The 21,872-nt window shown below is 57.1% G+C and carries 19 protein-coding genes; 11 read left to right on the top strand and 8 right to left on the bottom strand.

What is annotated here, in order from left to right; translation table 11 throughout:
• Positions 1-18: 18 nt before the first annotated feature.
• The 7 genes from ASD54_RS22670 to kdgR all read right to left on the bottom strand — a co-directional run bounded on the left by ASD54_RS22670 (position 19) and on the right by kdgR (position 6,043).
• Positions 19-798 (bottom strand): cyclase family protein, encoded by a 780-nt coding sequence (locus tag ASD54_RS22670; RefSeq protein WP_062556813.1) that lies wholly within the window; start codon positions 796-798, stop codon positions 19-21.
• A 61-nt stretch (positions 799-859) separates the two neighbouring features.
• A complete protein-coding gene (locus tag ASD54_RS22665; protein ID WP_082547336.1) occupies positions 860-1,807 on the bottom strand; it encodes an ABC transporter substrate-binding protein in 948 nt (315 codons plus the stop codon).
• Between the two features lie 26 nt (positions 1,808-1,833).
• Positions 1,834-2,598, bottom strand: a complete 765-nt coding sequence (locus tag ASD54_RS22660) for an ABC transporter permease (RefSeq protein WP_062556811.1) — start codon at positions 2,596-2,598, stop codon at positions 1,834-1,836.
• On the bottom strand, positions 2,595-3,347 hold the full coding sequence (locus tag ASD54_RS22655) for an ABC transporter permease subunit (protein ID WP_062556810.1): 753 nt from the start codon (positions 3,345-3,347) through the stop codon (positions 2,595-2,597). The genes ASD54_RS22660 and ASD54_RS22655 overlap by 4 nt, the downstream gene beginning before the upstream one ends.
• Positions 3,344-4,156 (bottom strand): ABC transporter ATP-binding protein, encoded by an 813-nt coding sequence (locus tag ASD54_RS22650; protein ID WP_062556809.1) that lies wholly within the window; start codon positions 4,154-4,156, stop codon positions 3,344-3,346. Before ASD54_RS22650 ends, ASD54_RS22655 begins: the two co-directional genes overlap by 4 nt.
• 90 nt (positions 4,157-4,246) lie before the next feature.
• On the bottom strand, positions 4,247-5,176 hold the full coding sequence (locus ASD54_RS22645; protein WP_062556808.1) for a LysR family transcriptional regulator: 930 nt from the start codon (positions 5,174-5,176) through the stop codon (positions 4,247-4,249).
• 81 nt (positions 5,177-5,257) lie between these two features.
• Complete coding sequence (gene kdgR, locus ASD54_RS22640; protein ID WP_062556807.1) at positions 5,258-6,043, bottom strand: DNA-binding transcriptional regulator KdgR; 786 nt, start codon at positions 6,041-6,043, stop codon at positions 5,258-5,260.
• 198 nt (positions 6,044-6,241) lie between these two features.
• Here kdgR and ASD54_RS22635 point away from each other — a divergent pair, with 198 nt between their 5' ends.
• The 11 genes from ASD54_RS22635 to ASD54_RS22585 all read left to right on the top strand — a co-directional run bounded on the left by ASD54_RS22635 (position 6,242) and on the right by ASD54_RS22585 (position 21,416).
• Entirely contained in the window at positions 6,242-7,360 is a 1,119-nt protein-coding gene (locus ASD54_RS22635) for a glycoside hydrolase family 88 protein (RefSeq protein WP_062556806.1), read from the top strand.
• Positions 7,361-7,469: 109 nt separating this feature from the next.
• Positions 7,470-8,750: an extracellular solute-binding protein gene (locus ASD54_RS22630; protein ID WP_062556805.1), complete on the top strand. Its 1,281-nt coding sequence runs from the start codon at positions 7,470-7,472 to the stop codon at positions 8,748-8,750.
• A gap of 69 nt (positions 8,751-8,819) precedes the next feature.
• Entirely contained in the window at positions 8,820-9,713 is an 894-nt protein-coding gene (locus ASD54_RS22625; RefSeq protein ID WP_062556804.1) for a sugar ABC transporter permease, read from the top strand.
• Between the two features lie 79 nt (positions 9,714-9,792).
• Positions 9,793-10,611 (top strand): carbohydrate ABC transporter permease, encoded by an 819-nt coding sequence (locus ASD54_RS22620; RefSeq protein WP_244484832.1) that lies wholly within the window; start codon positions 9,793-9,795, stop codon positions 10,609-10,611.
• 13 nt (positions 10,612-10,624) lie between these two features.
• Positions 10,625-11,707, top strand: a complete 1,083-nt coding sequence (gene ugpC, locus ASD54_RS22615) for a sn-glycerol-3-phosphate ABC transporter ATP-binding protein UgpC (protein WP_062556802.1) — start codon at positions 10,625-10,627, stop codon at positions 11,705-11,707.
• Positions 11,708-11,742: 35 nt separating this feature from the next.
• Positions 11,743-12,999 (top strand): Gfo/Idh/MocA family oxidoreductase, encoded by a 1,257-nt coding sequence (locus tag ASD54_RS22610; RefSeq protein WP_244484824.1) that lies wholly within the window; start codon positions 11,743-11,745, stop codon positions 12,997-12,999.
• Positions 13,000-13,001: 2 nt separating this feature from the next.
• A complete protein-coding gene (locus ASD54_RS22605) occupies positions 13,002-14,018 on the top strand; it encodes a Gfo/Idh/MocA family oxidoreductase (RefSeq protein ID WP_062556800.1) in 1,017 nt (338 codons plus the stop codon).
• A 1-nt stretch (position 14,019) separates the two neighbouring features.
• A complete protein-coding gene (locus ASD54_RS22600; protein ID WP_062556799.1) occupies positions 14,020-15,093 on the top strand; it encodes a Gfo/Idh/MocA family oxidoreductase in 1,074 nt (357 codons plus the stop codon).
• Positions 15,094-15,243: 150 nt separating this feature from the next.
• Complete coding sequence (locus ASD54_RS22595) at positions 15,244-18,189, top strand: PAS domain-containing protein (protein ID WP_062556930.1); 2,946 nt, start codon at positions 15,244-15,246, stop codon at positions 18,187-18,189.
• 73 nt (positions 18,190-18,262) lie between these two features.
• The gene (locus tag ASD54_RS22590; protein WP_082547335.1) at positions 18,263-20,734 is read left to right on the top strand and encodes an ATP-binding protein; all 2,472 of its coding nucleotides are present in this window, start codon (positions 18,263-18,265) and stop codon (positions 20,732-20,734) included.
• 4 nt (positions 20,735-20,738) lie between these two features.
• The gene (locus ASD54_RS22585; RefSeq protein WP_062556797.1) at positions 20,739-21,416 is read left to right on the top strand and encodes a response regulator transcription factor; all 678 of its coding nucleotides are present in this window, start codon (positions 20,739-20,741) and stop codon (positions 21,414-21,416) included.
• 188 nt (positions 21,417-21,604) lie between these two features.
• Here the strand turns inward: ASD54_RS22585 and ASD54_RS22580 are convergent, their stop codons facing one another.
• A complete protein-coding gene (locus ASD54_RS22580) occupies positions 21,605-21,859 on the bottom strand; it encodes a helix-turn-helix domain-containing protein (RefSeq protein ID WP_082547356.1) in 255 nt (84 codons plus the stop codon).
• Between the last annotated feature and the right edge of the window lie 13 nt (positions 21,860-21,872).

Below are 21,872 nucleotides of genomic sequence, written 5' to 3'. Positions count from 1 at the left end.
TTTCCTTTTGAAGTTCGATCAATGGGATTCGTCGAGAATTGCGACGGGACGACACCAGCCGGCTGACGCGGCCTTCACGTTGACTGGAAAGCAGATGACATCGAAGCCGGTCGACGGAAGCGTCTCCAGATTGCCGAGTTTTTCGATATGGCAAAAGACGCACTCGGCTCCGGCCTTATGGCCCTCCCAGAACAGGGAGTAGTCTCCCGTTTCGCGAATCCGCTCCATCTGGGAGGCTATCGGCGCATCCCAACTCCATCCGTCGGTGCCGCAGACCTTCATGCCGCGCCCGGTCAGCCATAGAGTTGCCTCCCTGCCCATTCCGCACCCGGCGGAGACATAATCATCTTGGCCATAGCGTTCGCCTGCGCGCGTGTTGACCAGGACGATATCACCGGGCCTCAGATCATGGTCGATGCGTACCAGTTCCTGCTTCACCTCTGCAGCAGTCACAACATGGCCGTCGGGCAGATGGCGGAAATCCAGCTTCACGCCTCGGCCCATGCACCATTCCAGCGGTACCTCATCTATGGTGAGGGCCCGCCTGCCGTTATCCATGGTCGGGTGATAGTGCCACGGTGCATCCATATGCGTGCCGTTATGCGTTGTGATAATGCATTTTTCAGCCGCGGCACCCTTGCCTTCCAGCTGTGAGCTGACTGGGATGCCGAAAATCTGCTCAAACTCGCGCGCACCCTGATCGTGTGCCATGTATTCGATTTTTGGACCAAGTCCGGGCGGGTCCGATGCTATGCCGCTCATAAGCGGTACGGATAGGTCAATGATGCGTTTGGCCATGCGAATGTGTTTCCTTGATTGAAAAGGCTTGGAGATAGAGATGAATGCCCGCGATGCCTCCTCAGGGGCGGAACGGAATGACAACCTTGGTGAGGTTTACCGGTTCTGTGATGAGGCCCTGTTCCAGCGCAATCTTCTGCCAGAAGCCGAGGCTTTTGTTCGGGTCGAGGCGAAGATTTGTCAGGTTCGGCATGGGGATGTTTGCCAGCACGGGCAAAGGCAGCGACGTGTATTTCGCAATGGCAGCACGTGCTTCGCCAGGATGCGTTGCGATGAATGCCGCCGCTTCTTCAAGCGCGCGCTGCATGCCGGCAATCGCCTCCGGATGGGACGAGGCCCATTCACCTGTCGTTGTCAAAAGTGCAGCTGGCGAGCCTGGTTCGATGACGCTCATATAGCTGCCGAGGATGGTGCCTGCTCCGCTCTCAACGGCGCGGCTTGCGAACGGATCCACCGAGGTGACCGCATCGACCTGCTTCGACCTGAGTGCGTCACCCGTTTGAGGCAGAATGACTTCGACAATATTCATTTTGCCGCTATCGCCGCCGTTTTCGTCGACCCATTTCCGCATGACGACATCCAGAAGCCCTCCGATGCCCGGTACGCCTACTTTCTTGCCGCTCAGGTCTGCCGCTTTTCGGATTCCGCTGTCGGTGCCGACAATCAGGCTGGCAGCGGTGGAATCCGGGAAAATGTTTGTGGCAGCAAAAACGCGTAAATCCATACCGTTGTTGATGGCCTGCAGAATGACGGTTGGGGTCGGCAAGCCGACTTGCGCGGAGTTGGACAGGATCCCCGCCAGAAGAACCGAACCGTTCTGCGCCAGTTGCAGTTCAACCCGAACACCGTTCTTGTCAAAGAACCCCTGTTCTTTCGCCACGTATACGGCCACAAAGGGCGAAGCCGCAGTATACAGAAGCTTCACATCCGTCTTTGCCTCATCGGCGTGAACCGTTGTAGCGAATGCCAGTAGCATCGACGCGGCTATGCCCCTCAGAAACTTCATCATGGTCTCCCCCCTCTTGAAATTGTGAATTATCTGCGTTGCCAGCGTAAGAGATGATTTTGAAGGATGGACAATCCCGCGTTCGTCAGCAGGCCGATCAGACCGAGGAGGACGATGCCTGCAAATATGTTCGGGGAATTGAAGCGTCGCGCACCGTTGATGATGAGAGCACCAAGCCCGCCCTGTACGGTGATCATCTCTCCAACGACCGTAAGGATGAGCGCAACGGTCAGTGCCAGACGCAATCCGCTGAGAATATCCGGCATCGAGGCAGGCAGAGCGATCTTCCAGGCAAAACTGAGACGTGTCATTCCAAGCGAGCGGGCCACCTCGCGCCTGCGGATATGCACGACGGAAATGCCATGAGCCGTGGTCAATAGAGCCGGCCACAAGGCACCGAATGCCACGAGAATCAGGATCATCGTATCGGATAGGCCAAAGAGCAGGATTGCCAATGGCGCAATGGCAGAGGCGGGAAGAGGACGTATCGCCTCGAACATCGGCAGGATGAAGATCCGCGCTCGCTCCGAAAGGCCGATCACAACGCCAAGTGCGATGCCGGTCAAAGAGGCCAGAGCCCAGCCGAGCGCCATGCGGCGAAGCGTGAGAAGAGTATCCGCCCACAGAGATCCGTTCGAGAACCCCTTTTGCAGAGCGGCCCATGTTCTGTCCGGACCGGGAAAGAAGGCCTTGGGGAGAAGCTGCGCATCTGCAACCATCTGCCATGCCAAAATCAGGCCTGCGAAGACCAGACAGGAGCCGAGCGACCACGCAAACTTTTCGACCTTGGTCATTGTGCTTCGCTCCCTCGCTTTGGAAACAGAAACTTCTCGATCTGCAGAAAAAGCCAATTCACAAGCCAGCCCAGGAGGCACACCAGGAAAAGAGTTGCAAACATGTCCGCCGGTCGCAGTGACTGACCTGCCTTGATCAGCCGGTTGCCCAGACCGATCGGATTGGCAGCGATTTCCACGGTGATGGCGACGATCAGCGCCAAGCCGGCCGCCAGGCGAAGCGCAATGAAGACACGTGGAATGACTGAAGGAATGACGATCTTGTTGATGTAGCCATAAGTCGAGAGGTTCAATGCGCGGGCTACTTCCGAAAGTCTCGGCGCAATTTGTCCGACCGCGCTTTCCGTCAGTATCAGCATCGGAAAGAAGGTCGCGAAGGCCACAATCGCAATTTCCATCGTGTAGCCGAAGCCGAAGACCAGAATGGCAATCGGTGCGAGCGCGATTGCCGGAACCGGTCGAAGCACTTCGATTGTGAGACGTAGCAACCGCGAGGCCGGAGGCAGCAACCCGAGGCTGATGCCTGTTGCAAATCCGAGCATTCCCCCGACGAGCAGGCCCAAGGTCGCGGCAGCGACGGTGTCCCGCACGTCCAACCAGAGAGATGGGCTCACAATGGCAGCCACAAGAGCAGAGGCGATCTCGACCGGTGCGGCAAGACTGTCACTCCTGATGCCGTAGATCAGAGCCAGGCCCTGCCAGAGGACGATGAGACAAACAGGGACATAAAGGCCACGTAAGCTCCTCATTTCTCGTACCGCCAGACAAAGTCGAACAATTGTCGACGCAGGGTAACGAAGGCCTGGTTCTCCCTGGTTTCCAATTGATCTCGCGGATGAGAGAGGCAGACAGGAAAATCTTCGGCAATGCGGCCGGGTCTTGGCTCAAGTGCGATAACCCGGTCACCGAGATAGATTGCCTCTTCAAGATCATGCGTTACGAAAAACGCGGTGATACCCCTATCGCTGACGATCCGCAGCAGTTCGTCCTGAAGACGCTGGCGGGTCATTGCATCGAGGGCCCCGAAGGGTTCATCCATCAGCAGAACGCTGGGGTTCTGTGCCAGACACCGGGCAATCTGTAGCCGCTGTTGCATGCCACCGGAAAGTTCCGACGGGTAATGATGCGCATGCCCATGCAGACCAACAGTCTCCAGAAGATCAGCAATTCTTTCGCGACGCTCTTCCTTGGGTGTGCCTATTGCTTCGAGCGCTAAGGCGACGTTGCCCGCTACATCTCGCCACGGCAGAAGTGCGTTGGCATAATCTTGAAAAACAATCGCAATTTCCGGGGACGGTTGCATATGCGGCCTGTCGCGGTAAAGCACGAGGCCCTCGCTTGGCCTCTGCAGCCCGGCCAGCACGCGCAGCAAAGTCGTCTTGCCGCTGCCCGACGGGCCGATGACACAGACAAACTCTCGCTCATGAAGGCTGAAATCGATATTTTTCAGTATCTCGATTGCACCGAAGCGCACCGTCGCCTGCTGCAACTGCAAGGCTACGCGTCGCTGCGCCTTGGCTTCGGCCTCACCGGTCAGGCGAACTGCGTCCTGTTTCATTCCTTGCCTCCCAGCGTCCCGGACAACACTGGTAGGCGATTGCGACATATGTGTCGAATGACTTGAAATCATTCAATGCATGATTTCTGATCATGCTATAGGTGCGGGCTCTCCCTGCATCTCCTGGAGTACATCCTTCATGACGGTGTGCACCCATCTGAAGGCCAGGTCATCAGCCCGCTTGGGATGCCATTGTAATGTCTGCTGAATCGGCGGAATGTCGATGGGAGGTTTCATTCGCCGCAAGGGCAGGTTGGTGGGAAGCTGGGCTGCCAGACGGGCGTGGATCGTCGCCAGAAGCGGCGTACCTATGACGCAACTGGGCAGAAGGACGAAGCTCGGCACGAACATTGCGACCTTGAGATCAATCCCTGCGACTTTGAGATAACTTTCGAGATGGCTGTCAAATCGGTGCGAACCAAAGGCTGTTGCAACATGCCGGGAGGTCAGGAAGGTCTTCTCGTCCAGCGTCTCGCCGATGTCCGGGTTCGCGTCCCAGGCGATGCTGACGAAATGATCCTCGAACAGTGGGCTGCCGGGAAATGTCGGATCGATAAAGTCGTCCGGCAAGATTCGAAAGTCGATATCGCCCTTCAGGAACAGCTCCTCGCTGTGATTGTCGATGGAGATCGAGCGAATGGTGATGCCGGGGGCCAGTAGACACAGTCGTTGGATGAGACGCGTGAGGAATACGACGGTGACGTAGTCAGAGCACAGGATCGAGAACTCTCGCACCTCCCTTGAAGGGTCGAAATCAGCACGCATCTGGCTGAAGCTTCGTGCCTCCTGGATCAGTCCCTGTACCTTCAGGTAAAGTGTTTCGCCGAAAGCCGTCGGTACGAATCGGCGGCCCACCTGAACGACGATTGGATCACCGAAGTGATCCCGAAGTCGGGCCAGTGCGCGGGACAAGGCAGGCTGTGTGAGATGCGTCTCGCGTGCTGCTGCCGAGACGGATCTCAGCCGCAGTATGGCTTCAAGCGCAACCACGAGGTTCAGATCAAGGCCTCCGAGACGCATGTGTTTCCCCTGTCGAACTCGCTTGGTTGTGACCGTTTTCCCAACGCATGACAACCCGACATGGGACGTTTGAAGCCAGGCTTATGCTTCGAACCCGAGCGAGCGGGAGGCCTCGGAACTGGCATCCTTCAGAAGCGCAATATATTCCGGCTTGCGATCTTCCTGGAAACGGAAGAGAGGAAACGAGATCGACATGGCCGCGATTGGTTTTCCAAGATGATTGAAGATCGGAACGGCCATGCATCGCACGCCTGCTTCGCTTTCCTCTATCTCTTCGGCAAAGCCACGTTCACGTGTCTTCTTCAATTCTTCTGAGAAGCGACCGCGCTCGGTGATCGTATTCGGTGCGAGAGGCGTGAACTCCATCTTGGCAAGGCGGTCGCTGATCTCTTCGTCATTGCGCCATGCAAGAAGCGCTTTGCCAAGTGATGTGCTATGGAGCGGGTTGCGCAGACCAAGCGTCGATTTCATCGAGAGATTGAAGACGGAATCATATTTGTGAATGTAGACCACGCGCTGATCGCGATCATCCAGGATGCCCAGGTTGACTGCCTCGCCTGTGGCGCGTGACAACCTCCCCATGGCGGTATCGGCCACTTTCAGCATATCCGCATGCTCGTTCAAGGAGCGCGCCCCAAGGCTGAACAGCTTGAGCGTCAGGCCGTATTTCTCCGTTTCCGGATCCTGTTCGACATAGCCGAGCTCCACCATTGTCTGCAGCAGGCGATGGGCCGTGGTCTTGGACGTCATCGCTTTTTGCGCCAGATCGGCAAGGCTCGCTCGCTTGTCTTCGACGAGCGCCTCCATCACCGCAAAGACCTTCAGCACGGCGGCAACATTTTCGGTTTTGACTTGAAGATCGGACATGAGGCGCGTTTCACAAAATTTGGAATTGCATTCTGAAATTTAAAGCTCAGTCTGTCAACCGGCTGACGAGCAGGGTGTCTAGCAGAGCCTTCTTTCACAAGCCTAACCGAAAAAACAGGATTGAAAAGCGTTAAGGGATGTGATTTCTTATTTTCCGGAATGATGTTCCGAAAATTTTTTTATGCGAGGAATTGTTGCATGCACCCGCTGCTGAGGCAGAAACAGCATTTCATTCAGCGAGCGGAAGTATGCGCTCTCATCGAGCGTTTGACGCATAATCTCGTCAACATCGAAGACAGGACGGGCGAGTTCCTGCTGCGCCTTGAAGATGGCCGCGTGATCGACACGAAGGGTTGGGCAGGCTGGGAATGGACGCACGGCATCGGTCTCTACGGGCTGTTGAAGTACTGGCAGCTTACCGGCAGCAAGCAGGCGATGGATACCATCACCGGTTGGTTTGATGCGCGGCTGGCAGAAGGAACGCCAACCAAAAACATCAACACTGTAGCGCCATTCCTGACGCTCGCTCACCTGATGGAACTTTCGCCGAACCCTCACTGGAAGCCCTACCTGGAAACCTGGGCGGAGTGGGTGATGTACGAAATGCCGCGCACTCGTGAAGGCGGTTTGCAGCACATCGTCTACAACAACGTGAATGATCAGCAGATGTGGGACGACACGCTGATGATGAGCGTTCTGCCGCTCGCCAAGATCGGTCTCGTTCTCAACCGCCCGGAATTCGTAGAAGAGGCGAAGTATCAGTTTCTGATCCATACGCAGTATCTCATGGATACGCAGACAGGCCTGTGGTTCCACGGATGGACGTTTGACGGCAATCACAATTTTGCCCGTGCTCGCTGGGCGCGCGGCAATAGCTGGATCACGATCGCAATTCCGGAATTCATCGAGATGCTGGATCTGCCGGAAGGCGATTTCCTGCGCAGGCATCTGCTTTCGGTTCTCGATCGGCAGGCTGCAGCGCTCAAGGCACATCAGCACGCTTCGGGTCTCTGGCATACCCTGATCGACGATCCGGGCAGCTATCTGGAGGCTTCCGCGACGGCAGGTTTCGCCTATGGCCTGATGAAGGGCGTTCGCAAGCGCTACCTGAGTCGCGATTATCTCGAAACGGCGGAACGGGCGATGCGCGGCGTTGTGGAGAAAATCAATCCGGAAGGTGAGTTGACGCAGGTATCTTTTGGAACCGCCATGGGCAATGACCTCGATTTTTACCGCGAGATCAAGCTGACTTCGATGCCCTATGGACAGGCGATGGCCATGCTTTGCCTGACGGAACTTCTGAGAAGCCACATCTGACGTGAGAGAATACAGCGCATCCCCGGGAGAAGGGTGCGAACTGGTAAGCAAGGTGAACAAGCGGCAGAAGCCGCCGGATCGATAAATCCGAAATCTGGAGGAGGATGACATGATGGAATTAACACGTCGGCGGCTTTTGGGGGCTGTCGGGGCAGGCGTTGCGGCAAGTGCGCTTTCGGCCGTGCCTGCCAAGGCCGCAACCCGTATTCGCCACTACTGGTGGGGTAACCCGGAGCGTGACAAGCGCACGTTCGCTGTCATCGAAACCTTCCAGAAGGCGAATGCCGGTATCGAGGTGTCCGGCGAAACCATTGGTTGGGGCGACTACTGGACCAAGATGGCAACGCAGACCGCGGGCCGCAACATGGCGGACCTCGTTCAGATGGACTACCGCTATCTGTTCGAATATGTGCGCCGCGGCGCGCTGAAGCCGCTGGATGAATATGTCGGCAAGAGCCTGATGATCAAGGATTTCGATCAGGGGCCAATCGCCGGCGGCATGGTAGACGGCAAGCTCTATGCCCTGAATATCGGCTCCAACAGCCAGGTCATCGTGCACAATACGCGCGTCTTCAAGGAAGCTGGCGTGGATGTGGATCTGATCAATTGGACCTGGGATGATTTTGCCAAGGCTTGCGAACAGATCACTGCGAAGAGCGGCGGCAAGGTGAAAGGTTCAGACGACCTTTCGCTGATGATCGAGGCGTTTGAATCCTGGGTTCGTCAGAACGGCCGCGAGTTCTACGGGGCTGATGGCAAGGTTGCAGCCACTGTGGACGATGTTGCCAGCTACTGGCAGATGTGGGCGGACCTGCGCAAGAAGGATGTCGTGCGCTCCAAGGACAAGACTGTCATCCTGGACCCGCCGATCGCGGAATCCGGCGTGGCCGTTGGCGACACCGCCATGTCGCATTACTGGTCGAACCAGCTCGTCGGCATTCAGGCCGTTGCCAAGGACAAGATCGGTGCGGCCATGGTTCCGCACAAGAAGGGTGGCAAGCCCGGCCAGTTCATCAAGCCTTCCATGTTCATGTCGCTTTCTCGCGACACCAAGGATCCGGAAAGCGCGATCAAGTACATGAATGCCTGGGTCACGGATCCGGCCATCACCAAGATCCTCGGTCTCGAACGCGGCATTCCAGCCTCCAAGGCGGTGCGTGATGCTCTGGCACCGGGCTTGAACGAAACCGAAAAGCTGTCGGTCGCCTATTTCGATGCGATCCAGAGCAAGGTCGGCGCGCTTCCACTCCCGGCGCCAAAGGGTGCGGGCGAAGTGCGTGATGCCTTCATGCGCATTGGCACCAGTGTCGTGCTTGATCGTGCCAAGGTGAAGGATGCGGCGGAACAGTTTATCGCCGATGCGTCCGATATCGTGGAACGCGCCCAGTAAAGGGTTTGACCTGCAAGAGCCCCGCAACAGGTGTCGCGGGGCTCCACCTCTCCACTGAAAGCAAGTTTCATGAGACGTTTCATCGCGCGAAACGCGCCTGCCTATGCCTTTTTGACGCCTTGGCTGCTCGGCTTCTTCCTGCTGGCGCTCGGCCCTATCCTGGCATCGCTTTATCTTTCGTTCACGCGCTATGATATGGTGAACGCGCCCAGATGGGTTGGTCTCGCCAACTATGAATACATGTTCACGCGTGACCGGCGCTTCTGGAAGGCGTTGAACGTAACCTTTACCTATGTGGCGCTCGCTGTTCCGGCCCGTCTCATCATGGCGCTTGGTGTCGCCATGCTGCTGGATAAGGGGTTGCGCACAATCGGGCTCTACCGCGCCATCTTTTATCTGCCGTCGCTTCTGGGTGCCTCGATCGCGATTGCCATTCTCTGGCGCCAGCTGTTTGCCGCCGACGGCGTGGTGAATGCTGTTCTTGGCTATTTCGGCATTCAGGGCGCTGCATGGATCACCAATCCCGATACGTCGCTCTATACGCTCGTGGTGTTGGCCATGTGGCAGTTCGGCTCGCCGATGCTGATCTTCCTCGCCGGTTTGCGCGGCATTCCGAAAGATTTGTATGAGGCCGCAGAGATCGATGGAACGCCCAAATGGCGGCAGTTCACCCGCATCACGCTGCCGCTTCTGGCACCTGTCATTTTCTTCAATCTCGTTCTGCAGACAATCGAGGCCTTCAAGACCTTTTCGAGCGCCTTCATTATTTCGAACGGTACGGGCGCTCCGGCAGACAGTCTGCTGTTCTATACGGTCTACCTGTTCAATGAAGCCTTCAAGTTCTTCCGCATGGGCTATGCCTCGGCGCTGGCCTGGGTTCTGTTGATCATCATCGCGATCTTCACGGCCATTTCCTTCCTGACCTCGAAATACTGGGTGCATTATGAAAACGAGCGCGACTGACATGACCCTCGCGCACGAGATGGAGGAAGCCGCGCGCGTGGCGCATGAGTTGCGCGTGAAGCGCGATCAGCGCGCCCGCATGGGGCGTCTGCTCAAGCATCTCTTCCTGATCAGCGTCTCGATTGTGATGCTCTATCCGCTGCTCTGGCTGCTCGCCTCGTCGCTCAAGCCCGAGAATGATATCTTCGGCAGCCTTACGCTGTGGCCGACCGAATTCCAGTGGCACAACTATGTCGATGGCTGGCACGGCCTTCCGGTAAGCTTTACGACCTTCTACATCAACTCAACGATCGTGACGGTCCTGTCCGTCATCGGAAATCTGATTTCCTGCTCCTTTGCGGCCTACGCCTTTGCGCGCTTGCAGTTCACGGGACGCACGTTTCTGTTCGGCCTCATGATGATGACGCTGATGATCCCCTATCACGTCGTTCTCATTCCGCAGTATGTGCAGTTCCTCCGTCTGGGTTGGGTTGATACCTATCTGCCGCTCGTCGTGCCGCGGTTTCTGGCCTCGGATGCGTTCTTCATCTTCCTGATGGTGCAGTTTTTTCGCCAGTTGCCGCGGGAACTGGATGAGGCGGCGATGATCGATGGCTGCTCTCCCTTCAAGATCTACTGGGCGATCATCCTGCCGCTTTCCCTTCCGGCACTGGGCACGGCGGCCATCTTCTCGCTGATATGGACCTGGGAGGATTTCCTGGCTCCGCTCATCTATCTCAACGACATCAAGAGCTACACCGTGCCTTTGGCGCTGCGCCTCTTCCTCGATCAGGAAGGCCAGTCATCCTACGGGCAGATGTTTGCAATGTCTGTTCTCTCCCTGGTTCCGGTGGTGATTGCCTTCATCATGTTCCAGAAGCTGATTGTTCGTGGCATCGCCACCTCCGGAATGAAGTAAGGAATGGCTTGAAATGGCTGGATTGACACTTCGTAATGTCGGCAAGCGCTACGGTGCGTTGTCGATCATCCAGGGCCTGAACCTGGATATTCATGATGGCGAGTTTCTGGTGCTGGTTGGGCCATCCGGCTGCGGAAAGTCGACACTTCTTCGCATGATTGCCGGGCTGGAGGACATCAGCGAGGGCACGGTCGCGATCGGCAACAAGATCGTGAACGATCTGCCTGCGTCCAAGCGCGAGCTTTCGATGGTATTCCAGTCATACGCACTCTATCCGCACATGAGCGTGGCCAAGAACCTCGCTTTCGGCCTGCAGAACTTCAAGATGCCGAAGGCTGAGGTGGATCGGCGTGTCGCGGAAGCCGCACGTATTCTGCAGATCGAAAAGCTCATGGATCGCAAGCCGCGCCAGCTTTCCGGTGGTCAGAAGCAGCGCGTTGCGATTGGTCGCGCCATCGTGCGCGAACCGAAGCTTTTCCTGTTCGATGAGCCGCTGTCAAATCTCGATGCGGAGCTGCGCGTTCAAATGCGCGCCGAGCTTGCCTCTCTCTACACGCGCCTCGGCACAACGATGATCTATGTGACGCACGATCAGGTGGAAGCCATGACCATGGCCAGCCGTATCGTGGTGCTGCGCGGCGGCAAGATAGAGCAGGTAGGCACGCCGCAGGAGCTTTACGAAAAGCCGCAGAACCTTTTCGTCGCGGGCTTCATTGGCTCCCCGAAGATCAACATGCTGAAGGCCAAGGTTTCCGATAATCAGGCTGTCGTGGATGGCCTTCCCGCCTTTGCGCTGCCAGCCCTTGGCACGACCGATCAGGAACTGACGCTGTGTGTGCGCCCGGGAAGTGTCCGCATCGGATCAGGCAAAGTCACCGCCGAGGGAACTGTGAAGCTGGTGGAATATCTCGGCAACGAAACGCTCATGCACGTAACGCTCTCTTCGGGTCAGGTATTGCTGGTCAGCGACAATGGCAAGGTCGGCTATCGTACCGGAGACCCTGTCACGATTGGCTTTGACCCATTCGACCTGCATTACTTCGATGCGGCGGGGCAACGCGTCGAACCCACAGAGATTGAAGGCAGAATCCAGTGAAAATCGCTATCGTAGGATGCGGATCGCGGCACAAGATGTTCCGGGATTCCGTGATCGAGGACTACTCCGATAAACATGAAATCGTGGCTTTGTGCGATAGCAATCCGCATCGGCTGAGCGAAGCAGCCCAAGCCGCATCGGTTCCCGGCACCAACGGTGTGGCAACCTATCTGGCTGAGGATTTCGACCGTCTGATTGCCGAGCAGAGGCCGGACACGGTCGTGGTCGCAACGCCTGATTTCCTGCATTCGGATTACATCGTTCGGGCCTTCGAAGCTGGTTGCGATGTCATCTGCGAGAAGCCGCTCACCATCGATCTCTCACGCCTGAAGATTATCATCGATGCGCAGAAACGCACCGGTCGTCAGGTCAAGGTCACCTTCAATTATCGTTACTCTCCAGCCCGTACGCAGATCCGCGAGTTGATCGCTTCCGGCGCGATTGGCACCGTGACGGCCGTAGACTTCCGCTGGCATCTGGATCGCGTCCATGGTGCGGATTATTTCAGACGCTGGCACCGCCAGAAGGAGAACTCAGGCGGGCTTCTGGTTCACAAGTCCACGCACCATTTCGATCTGTTGAACTGGTGGCTGGGCACTGTTCCGACCCAAGTGTTCGCTTCAGGAAAGCGCGTCTTTTATCGTCCGGAGACAGCTATCGAATTTGGTCTTGAGGATCGCGGTCGTCGCTGTGCCGACTGTCCTGTCGCGCACAAGTGCGATTTTGAGCTGAATATGGCGGAAGACGCAGCACTCAAAAGCCTCTATTTGGATGCGGAAGCTGCCGATGGCTACTACCGCGACCTCTGTGTGTTCGACAAGGAAATCGGTATCGAGGATACGATGCAGGCGCATATCCGCTACGCATCCGGTGTTACGGCGAATTACACGCTGACCGCCTATTCGCCGTGGGAAGGTCTGGAGATCAAGTTCCAAGGCACCAAGGGCGACATCACTCATCGCCACGTCGAAGTACATGGAGTCTTCGGGGGTGAGCGCGCGCATGCTGACGAGGATGCGATCACCACGGAGCTTCATCTGGCGGGTGAGCAGCCCCGGATGCTGGAGGTGCCAAAGGCCAAGGGGCATCACGGCGGAGCTGATCCGGTGATGCTCGGCTATATCTTCGATCCTGAAGGCATGGAGCCGGACCGTTTCAATCGTGCATCCGATCATGTTGCAGGTGCCTGGTCCATCCTGACCGGCATAGCGGCAAATGCGTCGATCGAAACGGGTTCGGTCGTCGAAATCCAAGCCATGCTGCGCGCACGCGGCATTCAACTGGAGCGATAGCGATGAGGCCGCCCCTGAAATTTGCCGTCATCGGCATTGATCACAACCATATCTACGGCATGATCAATGGTCTCATAGGCGAGGGGGCGGAATTCACCGGTTGGGCCACCAGCGCTGAAACCCCGCTTTCTCAATGCCAGAGATTTGGCGAATCCTATCCTGATGTGCCGATGGTAGAGCCGGATGCCTTGCTTGACGATGCTTCCGTGCAACTGATCGTATCGGCCGCGATTAACGACCAGCGGGCAGGCATCGCCATTGCCGTCATGCAGGCGGGCAAGGACGCTTTCGTAGACAAGCCCGGCTGTACGACGCTTTCCGAACTTGAGGCAATCCGCGAGTGCGTCAACGCCACGGGCCGAAAGTGGGTTGTATGCTTCTCGGAGCGTTTGCAGGTTGAAAGCGTCACGCTGGCCGATCAACTGATCAGGGAAGGGCGCATTGGCAAAGTGGTGCAAACGGTCGGATTGGGACCGCACCGCCATAATCCATCACTCCGCGCTAACTGGTTCTGGCAAAGGTTGCGCTATGGTGGAATTCTGACCGACATCTGTGCCCATCAGTTCGATCAGTTCCTACACTTCACCGGATCGACGCAAGCTAGCGTCGTCACTGCGCATATTGGGAATGTGGCTAATCCCGACCGCCCGGACTTTCAGGATTTCGGCGAAGTCTTGCTGGAAGGCAATGGCGGTAGAGGTTACGCGCGCGTTGACTGGCTTACCCCGGATGGCCTGCCGACGTGGGGAGATGGCCGGATGACCATCCTCGGTACGCATGGCACGATCGAGCTTCGTAAATACATTGATATCGCGGGACGACCCGGCAAGGATCATGTGTTTCTGGCGGATCAGAAGGGTGTCGAGCATTTCGAAGCGACCGGCGCGGGACTGCCATTCTTCGGCAAATTCTATACCGATATCATCGAGCGAACCGAGGTTGCGATGACGCAGGCGCATGCGTTTCTTGCGACGCAACTCGCGCTTCAGGCGCAGGCAAAGGCAGAAAGTCAGCAGTAGAATGAGCAGTCGATTTCGCGTGGCAGTCATCGGAGCCGGTATCGGCAAGGCCCATGTGGTCGGATATCTGCAACTGCCAGAGGCGTTCGAGGTCGCTTGCGTTTGCGATCTCAACCTTGCCCGCGCCGAGGACGCAGCCAGCCTTGCGCCCAGGGCGCAGGCCGTCACCAGTTTTGATGCGGTGCTTGCTGATCCGTCGATCGATATTGTCGACATTTGCCTGCCCCCGGGGCTGCATGTGTCCATGTCGGTCAAGGCGCTTGAGGCGGGCAAGCATGTGGTCTGCGAAAAGCCCTTGGCCGGATCGCTTGCAGACATGCGAAAGCTCATGTTAGCAGCCGGAAATAGCACCGGTCGGCTGTTCCCGGTGTTCCAATACCGCTATGGCCGGAGCTATCTCGCAACGCATCGGCTGAAACAGGTAGGACTGCTGGGGCGTCCCTATGTGATTTCACTGGAAACCCATTGGCAGCGCGGCGCGGACTATTACGCAGAGCGCTGGCGAGGAACATGGGCGGGAGAGCTGGGCGGCGTCATCGTCAGCCACGCGTGCCATCTGCATAATCTCGCAACGCATCTGGCGGGCAATGTGTGCGAAGTCGCCGCTTTCCTGGATACGCGGGTCAACCCCATCGAAACAGAGGATTGCGCCGCCATTTCCATGCGCACCACCGAAGGCGCGATGGTCACCTCGTCGATTACGCTCGGATCTGCCGGGAACATTTCGCGCTTCAGGGCCTGCTTCGAACAGGTGACGATCACGTCAAGCGATGAGCCTTACAACGTCTGCTCGGCGCCATGGACATTTATAGCGCGTGACCCATCGCTTCAGGCTGAGGTGGATGCCATCGTGGCAGGCACGGAAGAGGTGCCACCGCGCTTCCCTGGCTTCTTCGCCGATATCCATCGTGCACTAACGGGACAGCCGGATACATACCTCCCGACCATCGCCGAAGGCTATCATTCAGCGGAGTTGATGACGGCCATCTACACTTCAGCGCGCGGAAAAACCATCGTCCAGCTCCCGCTGGCGGAAGATCATGACGATCGCGATTTCCAGCATTTGTTGACCTGAAAGGCGTGGTCAAACGGCCACGCTTGCCGAAAGTTTCTTTGCTGCCGTTTCCGAACCTGAAAAAATATCGGATTGGCACTCAGAATCCCTTGGACAAAACCGATTGCGCACCATATCACGCCGCAGCGATTTTCCTTATATTTGGGGTTTCTGATGAACCTTCAGTTCGTGTCCGCGCACTGGCCTCTCGGCGGCGGTGAGACCGGTGAACTCATTCGGCAGTTCGACTGGTCGCAGACTTCGTTGGGCCCCATTTCCGAATGGCCGCAACATTTGCGGATCAAGGTCAATTCGATCGTCAATTCTCCCATCCCGCAGGTTCTGATGTGGGGTGCGGATCATGTGATGATCTATAACGACGCCTATGTCGAAATTGCCGGGAGTTATCACCCAAGCGCTCTGGGTGCGCGGGTGCAGGATATCTGGCCGGAGATCTGGGATTGGAACCGCAAGATCCTGGAAGCCGGTTTCCGTGGCGAGGTGCAGTCTTTCCGCGATCAGGTCATGACGCTGTACCGCCATGGTGAAGCAGAAGATGTGATCTTCGATCTCTTCTACACGCCGATTTATTGCGAAGACGGCCGTGTGGACGGCGTCCTTTGCACGGTTCTTGAAAACACCGAGAAAGTCATCGCAGTTCGCGCTTTGGCAGAGAGCCGTGAGGAGTTGCGCCGGCTGACCGATGCAATGCCGATCCTCGTCGGCTTTCTCGATCGCAACCACGTCTATCGCTTTGCAAATCAGGGCTACATCGAGTGGTTCGGGCTGAACGCAGACGAGGTGGTAGGCAAACACGCCTCAGAGGTGATTGGGCAAGCTTATTACGAGGCCAGAAAGCCGCTTCTGGACCGTGCCTTGGCGGGTGAGGTTGTCATCACGGACACTGTGATCCGGCGTCCAGACGGCGAAAGCCGCACCGCAGAGGTTCGCTACATTCCGCGCTCGACGTCTGAGGGCGTGGTCGACGGTCTCTACATCCTGATTATCGACATCGAAAGCCGCAAGCAGAGCGAAATTGCACTTCGTCGCAGCAATGACAGGTTCAAGGCCGCGGTGAGCGCCGTTCATGGTGTTCTCTGGACCAACACGGCTGACGGACGAATGGTGGGTGCGCAGCCTGGCTGGTCGGCGTTGACGGGTCAGACCTTTGAAGAATACCAGGGATATGGTTGGTCCAATGCCGTTCATCCGGATGACCGGGCGGGATCGATCGCCAGCTGGCGGGAGGCTGTCGCTGAAAAGACGACGTACATCTGGGAGCATCGGGTGCGCCGTCACGATGGGGTCTATCGGACCTTCATCATCCGGGCCGTGCCCATTCTGGACGCGCAAGGCGAGATCGAGGAATGGGTTGGTGTCCATACCGACATTACCGAGCAGCGCCAGGCGGAACTCAGCCTTCAGGAGCATGCAAGCAGTCTGGAGAGGCAGATCCGCCACCGACAGCGTGCCGAAGAGCAGTTGCGGCAGCTCAACGAAAGCCTTGAGGCGCGTATTGAAACAGAGATGGCTGAACGTCGTCAGGCGGAGCGGGCGCTGCAGCAGGCGCAGAAGATGGAAGCCATTGGCCAGTTGACCGGCGGCGTCGCGCACGACTTCAACAACCTGCTGCAAGTCGTCCAAGGCAACCTCCAGCTTTTGCTGAAGGATGTTGCCGGTAACGGTCGGGCTGAACGGCGTGTCAGCAATGCGCTGGCAGGTGTCAGCCGCGGTGCAAAGCTTGCCAGCCAGCTACTGGCCTTCGGGCGGCGTCAGGCACTCGAACCGAGGGTCATCAACATCAGCCGTTTCATTGCCGGCATGGATGATCTGCTTAGACGCTCGTTGGGTGAAGCAATCGAGATCGAAGTCATAACATCTGGCGGTCTATGGAATACCTATGCTGATCCGGCGCAGGTGGAGAACGCGCTTCTGAATTTGGCCATCAATGCGCGCGACGCCATGGATGGCTCGGGCAAGCTGACAATCGAAGTTGGCAATGCAAGCCTCGACCAGGACTATGCGCGCACCCATGCGGAAGTCTCGCCCGGTCAGTATGTCATGTTGGCCGTCACAGATACCGGATCGGGCATGCCTACCGAAATCCTCGAAAAGGTCTTCGAGCCATTTTTCTCCACCAAGCCTGAAGGCAAGGGAACAGGTCTCGGACTGTCCATGGTCTACGGCTTCGTCAAGCAGTCCGGTGGACATATCAAGATCTACAGCGAGATAGGTCAGGGGACGACCGTCAAGATCTACCTTCCACGCTCCATCGCTGACGAAGATCGCGAGGTCACGATCCAGACCGGTCCCATCGTTGGCGGTACGGAGACGGTCCTTGTCGTTGAGGACGACGAAGAGGTTCGCAACACTGTCGTCGAAACTCTTGCAGATCTCGGCTACAGAGTTCTCACGGCAAAGGACGCGCAGGCGGGTCTGAATGTCGTCGAGAGCGGCCTGCCCATCGACGTCATCTTCACGGACGTCGTCATGCCCGGTCCCATGAAAAGCCGCGAGATGGCGCGACGTGCGAAGGAACGCCTACCGAACCTCGCCGTTCTCTTCACGTCCGGATACACGGAGAACTCTATCGTTCATGGCGGAATTCTGGATGCAGGCGTCGAGCTTTTGTCGAAGCCTTATTCGCGGGAGGCGCTTGCGCGACGCATTCGTCATGTGATTGCCAACCAGAAGCAGGCTGAGGTTGCCGAAACTGTTCTGCGTGATCGCACAGCGGTCGTGCCACAAGCCTTGGCAAGCGAAACAGTTGTTCTGCTGGTGGAAGACGATATGCTGATCCGGTCGAGCACAGCGGAAATGCTTGCTGATTTCGGCTATCAGGTCATCGAGGCAGCCAATGGAGCGGAAGCTCTGGCGGCTCTTTCTTCCGAACCGATCGACGTGCTTGTGACCGATGTTGGCCTCCCCGACATTGATGGCGGAAGCCTTGCGAAACGTGCGGTGGAACATAATCCGGCACTGCATGTCGTTTTCGCAACGGGCGAAACACATGCGCCTCCTGGCGCGCCGGAGCGATCCACTCTTTTGCGCAAGCCTTACCATCAGGAACAGGTCAAGATTGCGCTGGAGAAAGTACTGACGTCTCAAGCTATGTGAGAACCGGCAGCCTTTCGTCATCTGAGGGAACTGTGCCATAACAGGCGTAGTTTCCTCAGTAGCGTTTGTCTCCATGACCTCAATGCAACAACAACCGGTTGATCAGCGTCATGCGATCATATGGACCGGCGAATTTCGCGACCGTGATGTCGAGGCCCGCTATGCAGAAACTGCGCGAGCCGAAACACTCAACATTGCCCGCCTTTGCGTCATTGCGACGACAGTGGCGAGCGTATCGTTTGCCCCGATGGACCTGATGATGATCGAACCGCCGATACTCTATGAGTTCCTCGGCATTCGGTTCGGTCTTGCGATTTTGTGCGTGGCGACGCTGCTTGCCCTGGCGAAAGCCAACTCTCAGCGGGAGATCGTGTTCGCGAGTTATGCGCAAACCATCATCTTCTTCTTTTTCAATGCGCTGATCTTCAATCACCCTGCTCTGACACGGCATGGCGGGACTCTCATCCCGCTGATCGCGATTGCGCTGCCAATGTATCTGCCTGGCCGCGCTTTTCCGGTTGCTCTGGCCAGCGCCTATGCCTGGATTATCAGCCTTATGTTTTGGGGCGTGTTGCGGCCAGATCCTGAAAGCCTGCTGGATCTCTCGTCTATTTTTCTGGTGGCGACCGTCGCCTATGTCGCAGGCAATATGGCCCGTATCCAGTTGAACCGCATGCGACGCGTCGAGTTCTTGCACATGGAAGAGATGCGACGCATCAACCGCGAACTGATCGCTGCGAAGGATCGGGCCGAGGCTGGAGAAAGGATCAAGAGCGAGTTTCTCGCGGTCATGAGCCATGAAATCCGCACGCCGATGAATGGCATCCTTGGCATGATTCAGCTCTTGCTGAGCGAGAAACTCAGCGCTTCGGTGCGCAAGCGATTGAGCGTTGTCCGTCGCTCCGCGGAGGCTTTGCGTGCCATTCTGGATGACGTGCTGGATCTCTCCAGTCTGGAGCGCGGCGTGGATGTCGTTCTGCATGAACCGGTCGATCTTGGACGCCTGACCCAGGATGTTGTGGACCTCATGATGCCGCGCGCAAGGGAAAAGGCGATTGAACTGAGGCTTGTGCAGGAGACAGCCTCCATTGGCTGGGTGCTGGGTGATGCAGCGCGTCTACGGCAGATCCTCTTCAATCTGGTAGGCAATGCGGTCAAGTTCACCGAAAAGGGCTATGTCGTTATCGATATACAGCGGGATCCGGTAGGGGACCAGGTCACGATTGAAGTCAAGGATAGCGGTATCGGCATTCCCTCAGACGAAATTCCTAATCTCTTCCAGCCATTCGTGCAGGTTGATGCAACCATCAAGCGGCGCTTCGGCGGTTCGGGCCTTGGCTTGGCTATCGTGCGGCGTCTAGTAGAGACCATGAAGGGAACGATTGCGGTTCAGAGCGCGCCCGGAGAGGGGAGCGCTTTCCTCGTGAGCCTGCCACTCTTGCCAGTGGCGCCGGAACTCACCGTCGCCAATGCTGCTGGCACGGAAGATGTGGTTGGAAGGCAAAGGCTGAATATCCTCATCGTCGAGGACAATCCGGTGAACCAGGCTGTTGCCTCTGGTCTTTTGACGGCAGCGGGGCATCGCTGCGAGGTTGTCGATGGCGGTCTGTCGGCTCTCGAACGTATCCAGCAACGCTCGTTCGATGTCGTGCTTATGGATCTACAGATGCCGGGAATGGATGGTTTCGAAGCCACCCGACGTATTCGGGCGCTTGGCGGCCGGTGCACAGGCCTCCCCATCATCGCATTGACGGCCAATGCGATGCGCGAAGATATCGATCGGTCACTCGCCGCAGGGATGGACGGGCATCTTTCCAAGCCAATTGACATCGACGCTCTCTTGCATCTTCTGGCCTCTCTGCCGGAGAGAAAAAAGTCGACTGGTCTTCTGCAAAGAGGCGATGATGTATTGCTCGTCGGGGAAGTTCCCAAGACGCTGCAATTACGGCTGCGCAGACTGGATTTGCGCTTGTTCCCTGCGCGGGATTTTTCGGCTGCTCAAGCCATGTTGAAAGCCCGGTCCTTCCCAGGCGTGATTGCACTCGACGGGGCAGATGATTTGCGAGATCTCAAGCCGCTTCTGCCCGCATCAGCCTCCCTCGTCATGTTCAGGAACGAAATGCCCGTGTCACATGGCAAAGATCCTCAGCAAAGTCCGGCAATTTCGCTCAGCTTGACGATGTCTGACGAAGAGCTCGCCGCGCGTCTGCTGCGTGCATCAAGCGACGACGATTCCATTATCCTGCCCGGTGAACAAATATACTCCAACGTGAACGACCTGTTCCTGAAGCACCTGGCAGATGAGCACGACCTTCTTCAGAATGCCGACATGACTGACGTCGGATTAAGGGAGATTGCCCATCGTTTGAAAGGAAGTGCTGCGAACATGGGAGATCAGATACTTGCCGAAGCAGCAGCGCAGGCGTTGACAGCAGAACCGCAGCATCACATAGAAACGTGCTCGAAATTGCGGGACGCCGTTTATTTCAGCATATCCCGAATAAACGCAGTCAGTGCCGCAAGTCAGCGGCGGAGTATCGAGTAACGTCATGAGTACAACGGTTCTTGTGGTTGAAGATGCGCCTGAGAGCCTGGAGCTGATCTGCTCATTTCTCAAACAGAACGGCATGACAACTTTCGCAGCCCGCTCCCTGGCGGAGATGCGTCAACGTCTGCAGAGCCATCAGCCTGACATCATTCTTCTCGACGTGAACCTGCCAGATGGTGACGGCATTGAAGCTGCTCGCAAGCTCAGGCTCGGTTCTCTTTACGGGCTGATTTTCGTCACTGCGCGCGATTCCGATGACGATATTCTGGCAGGCCTGGACGCTGGCGGCGATGATTATGTTACGAAGCCGATCAATCTGAAAACGCTTCATGCGCGGATTCGAAGTGTGCTCCGACGCTCACGCGAGCCGGTGATCACGTTCGACGGGTGGATCCTCGATGTCGTTCGCCGCGAACTCTTTCGCCCGAATGGACAATTGCTGGAATTGACCGCCGGTGAGATGAATATACTGGTCGCCCTTGCCTCAAGGCCGGGTGAGCCGCTTTCGCGAGACTTTCTACTGGACGTTATTGCCAATCGCGATCCGACCTCGATTAGCGGACATACCGTCGACAACCTCATCGCCCGTTTGCGAAAGAAGATGCAGCTGGATGGCAAAGACGCACCCATTCTGACTGTACGCGGTATTGGATATGCGTTGATGGTTGGCAGGGCATAAGCATCGGTCCGACCTGAAAAGCCGAGCATTTCCGGCAAACTCCACTGCGCGTTTGCACCGATATCCACGCCGATACACTCGAAGGTCTCAAGGGATATGCCCTTCGTGTCTCGGCTTGATCCCGTCACACAATCGATGTGTCAGAGTGATCCCGAGTTTGCCGGAAATGCTCTAGTCGCCCGCCTTGCTCAAGGGGAAGCTCCGCCAATACCGATTGAATTTCCTGGAGCTGAAATAAACCGCACGCCACCCGCTTCAAATGCTTGCCGAAGTTGTGCCTCGGTCGCGCGATGAACATCGTGACGGCTGCCTTCGTAATCCCGGATCGTGCTTCGGGATACACCTGACCGATCCGCCAGATCCGTCTGCGTCCAATCCAGAAAGCCACGGGCCGCGCGACAGAGCGCAGGCGTCAATATTCTGCTGCTACCGGGTTGACCCATCTCAACAACCTGC

It is taken from the genome of Rhizobium sp. Root149, from assembly GCF_001427345.1.
Classification (GTDB): Bacteria; Pseudomonadota; Alphaproteobacteria; order Rhizobiales; family Rhizobiaceae; genus Neorhizobium; species Neorhizobium rhizoryzae.
Note: the sequence above shows the minus strand (reverse complement) of the source record. Positions and strands in the feature narration are given on the sequence as shown.

Bases quoted from the DNA above. Each gene is read 5' to 3' on its own strand.
- ASD54_RS22670 (WP_062556813.1), bottom strand. From the start codon at position 798: ATGGCCAAACGCATCATTGACCTATCCGTACCGCTTATGAGCGGCATA.
- ASD54_RS22665 (WP_082547336.1), bottom strand. From the start codon at position 1,807: ATGATGAAGTTTCTGAGGGGCATAGCCGCGTCGATGCTACTGGCATTC.
- ASD54_RS22660 (WP_062556811.1), bottom strand. From the start codon at position 2,598: ATGACCAAGGTCGAAAAGTTTGCGTGGTCGCTCGGCTCCTGTCTGGTC.
- ASD54_RS22655 (WP_062556810.1), bottom strand. From the start codon at position 3,347: ATGAGGAGCTTACGTGGCCTTTATGTCCCTGTTTGTCTCATCGTCCTC.
- ASD54_RS22650 (WP_062556809.1), bottom strand. From the start codon at position 4,156: ATGAAACAGGACGCAGTTCGCCTGACCGGTGAGGCCGAAGCCAAGGCG.
- ASD54_RS22645 (WP_062556808.1), bottom strand. From the start codon at position 5,176: ATGCGTCTCGGAGGCCTTGATCTGAACCTCGTGGTTGCGCTTGAAGCC.
- kdgR (WP_062556807.1), bottom strand. From the start codon at position 6,043: ATGTCCGATCTTCAAGTCAAAACCGAAAATGTTGCCGCCGTGCTGAAG.
- ASD54_RS22635 (WP_062556806.1), top strand. From the start codon at position 6,242: ATGCACCCGCTGCTGAGGCAGAAACAGCATTTCATTCAGCGAGCGGAA.
- ASD54_RS22630 (WP_062556805.1), top strand. From the start codon at position 7,470: ATGATGGAATTAACACGTCGGCGGCTTTTGGGGGCTGTCGGGGCAGGC.
- ASD54_RS22625 (WP_062556804.1), top strand. From the start codon at position 8,820: ATGAGACGTTTCATCGCGCGAAACGCGCCTGCCTATGCCTTTTTGACG.
- ASD54_RS22620 (WP_244484832.1), top strand. From the start codon at position 9,793: ATGGGGCGTCTGCTCAAGCATCTCTTCCTGATCAGCGTCTCGATTGTG.
- ugpC (WP_062556802.1), top strand. From the start codon at position 10,625: ATGGCTGGATTGACACTTCGTAATGTCGGCAAGCGCTACGGTGCGTTG.
- ASD54_RS22610 (WP_244484824.1), top strand. From the start codon at position 11,743: ATGTTCCGGGATTCCGTGATCGAGGACTACTCCGATAAACATGAAATC.
- ASD54_RS22605 (WP_062556800.1), top strand. From the start codon at position 13,002: ATGAGGCCGCCCCTGAAATTTGCCGTCATCGGCATTGATCACAACCAT.
- ASD54_RS22600 (WP_062556799.1), top strand. From the start codon at position 14,020: ATGAGCAGTCGATTTCGCGTGGCAGTCATCGGAGCCGGTATCGGCAAG.
- ASD54_RS22590 (WP_082547335.1), top strand. From the start codon at position 18,263: ATGACCTCAATGCAACAACAACCGGTTGATCAGCGTCATGCGATCATA.
- ASD54_RS22585 (WP_062556797.1), top strand. From the start codon at position 20,739: ATGAGTACAACGGTTCTTGTGGTTGAAGATGCGCCTGAGAGCCTGGAG.
- ASD54_RS22580 (WP_082547356.1), bottom strand. From the start codon at position 21,859: ATGGGTCAACCCGGTAGCAGCAGAATATTGACGCCTGCGCTCTGTCGC.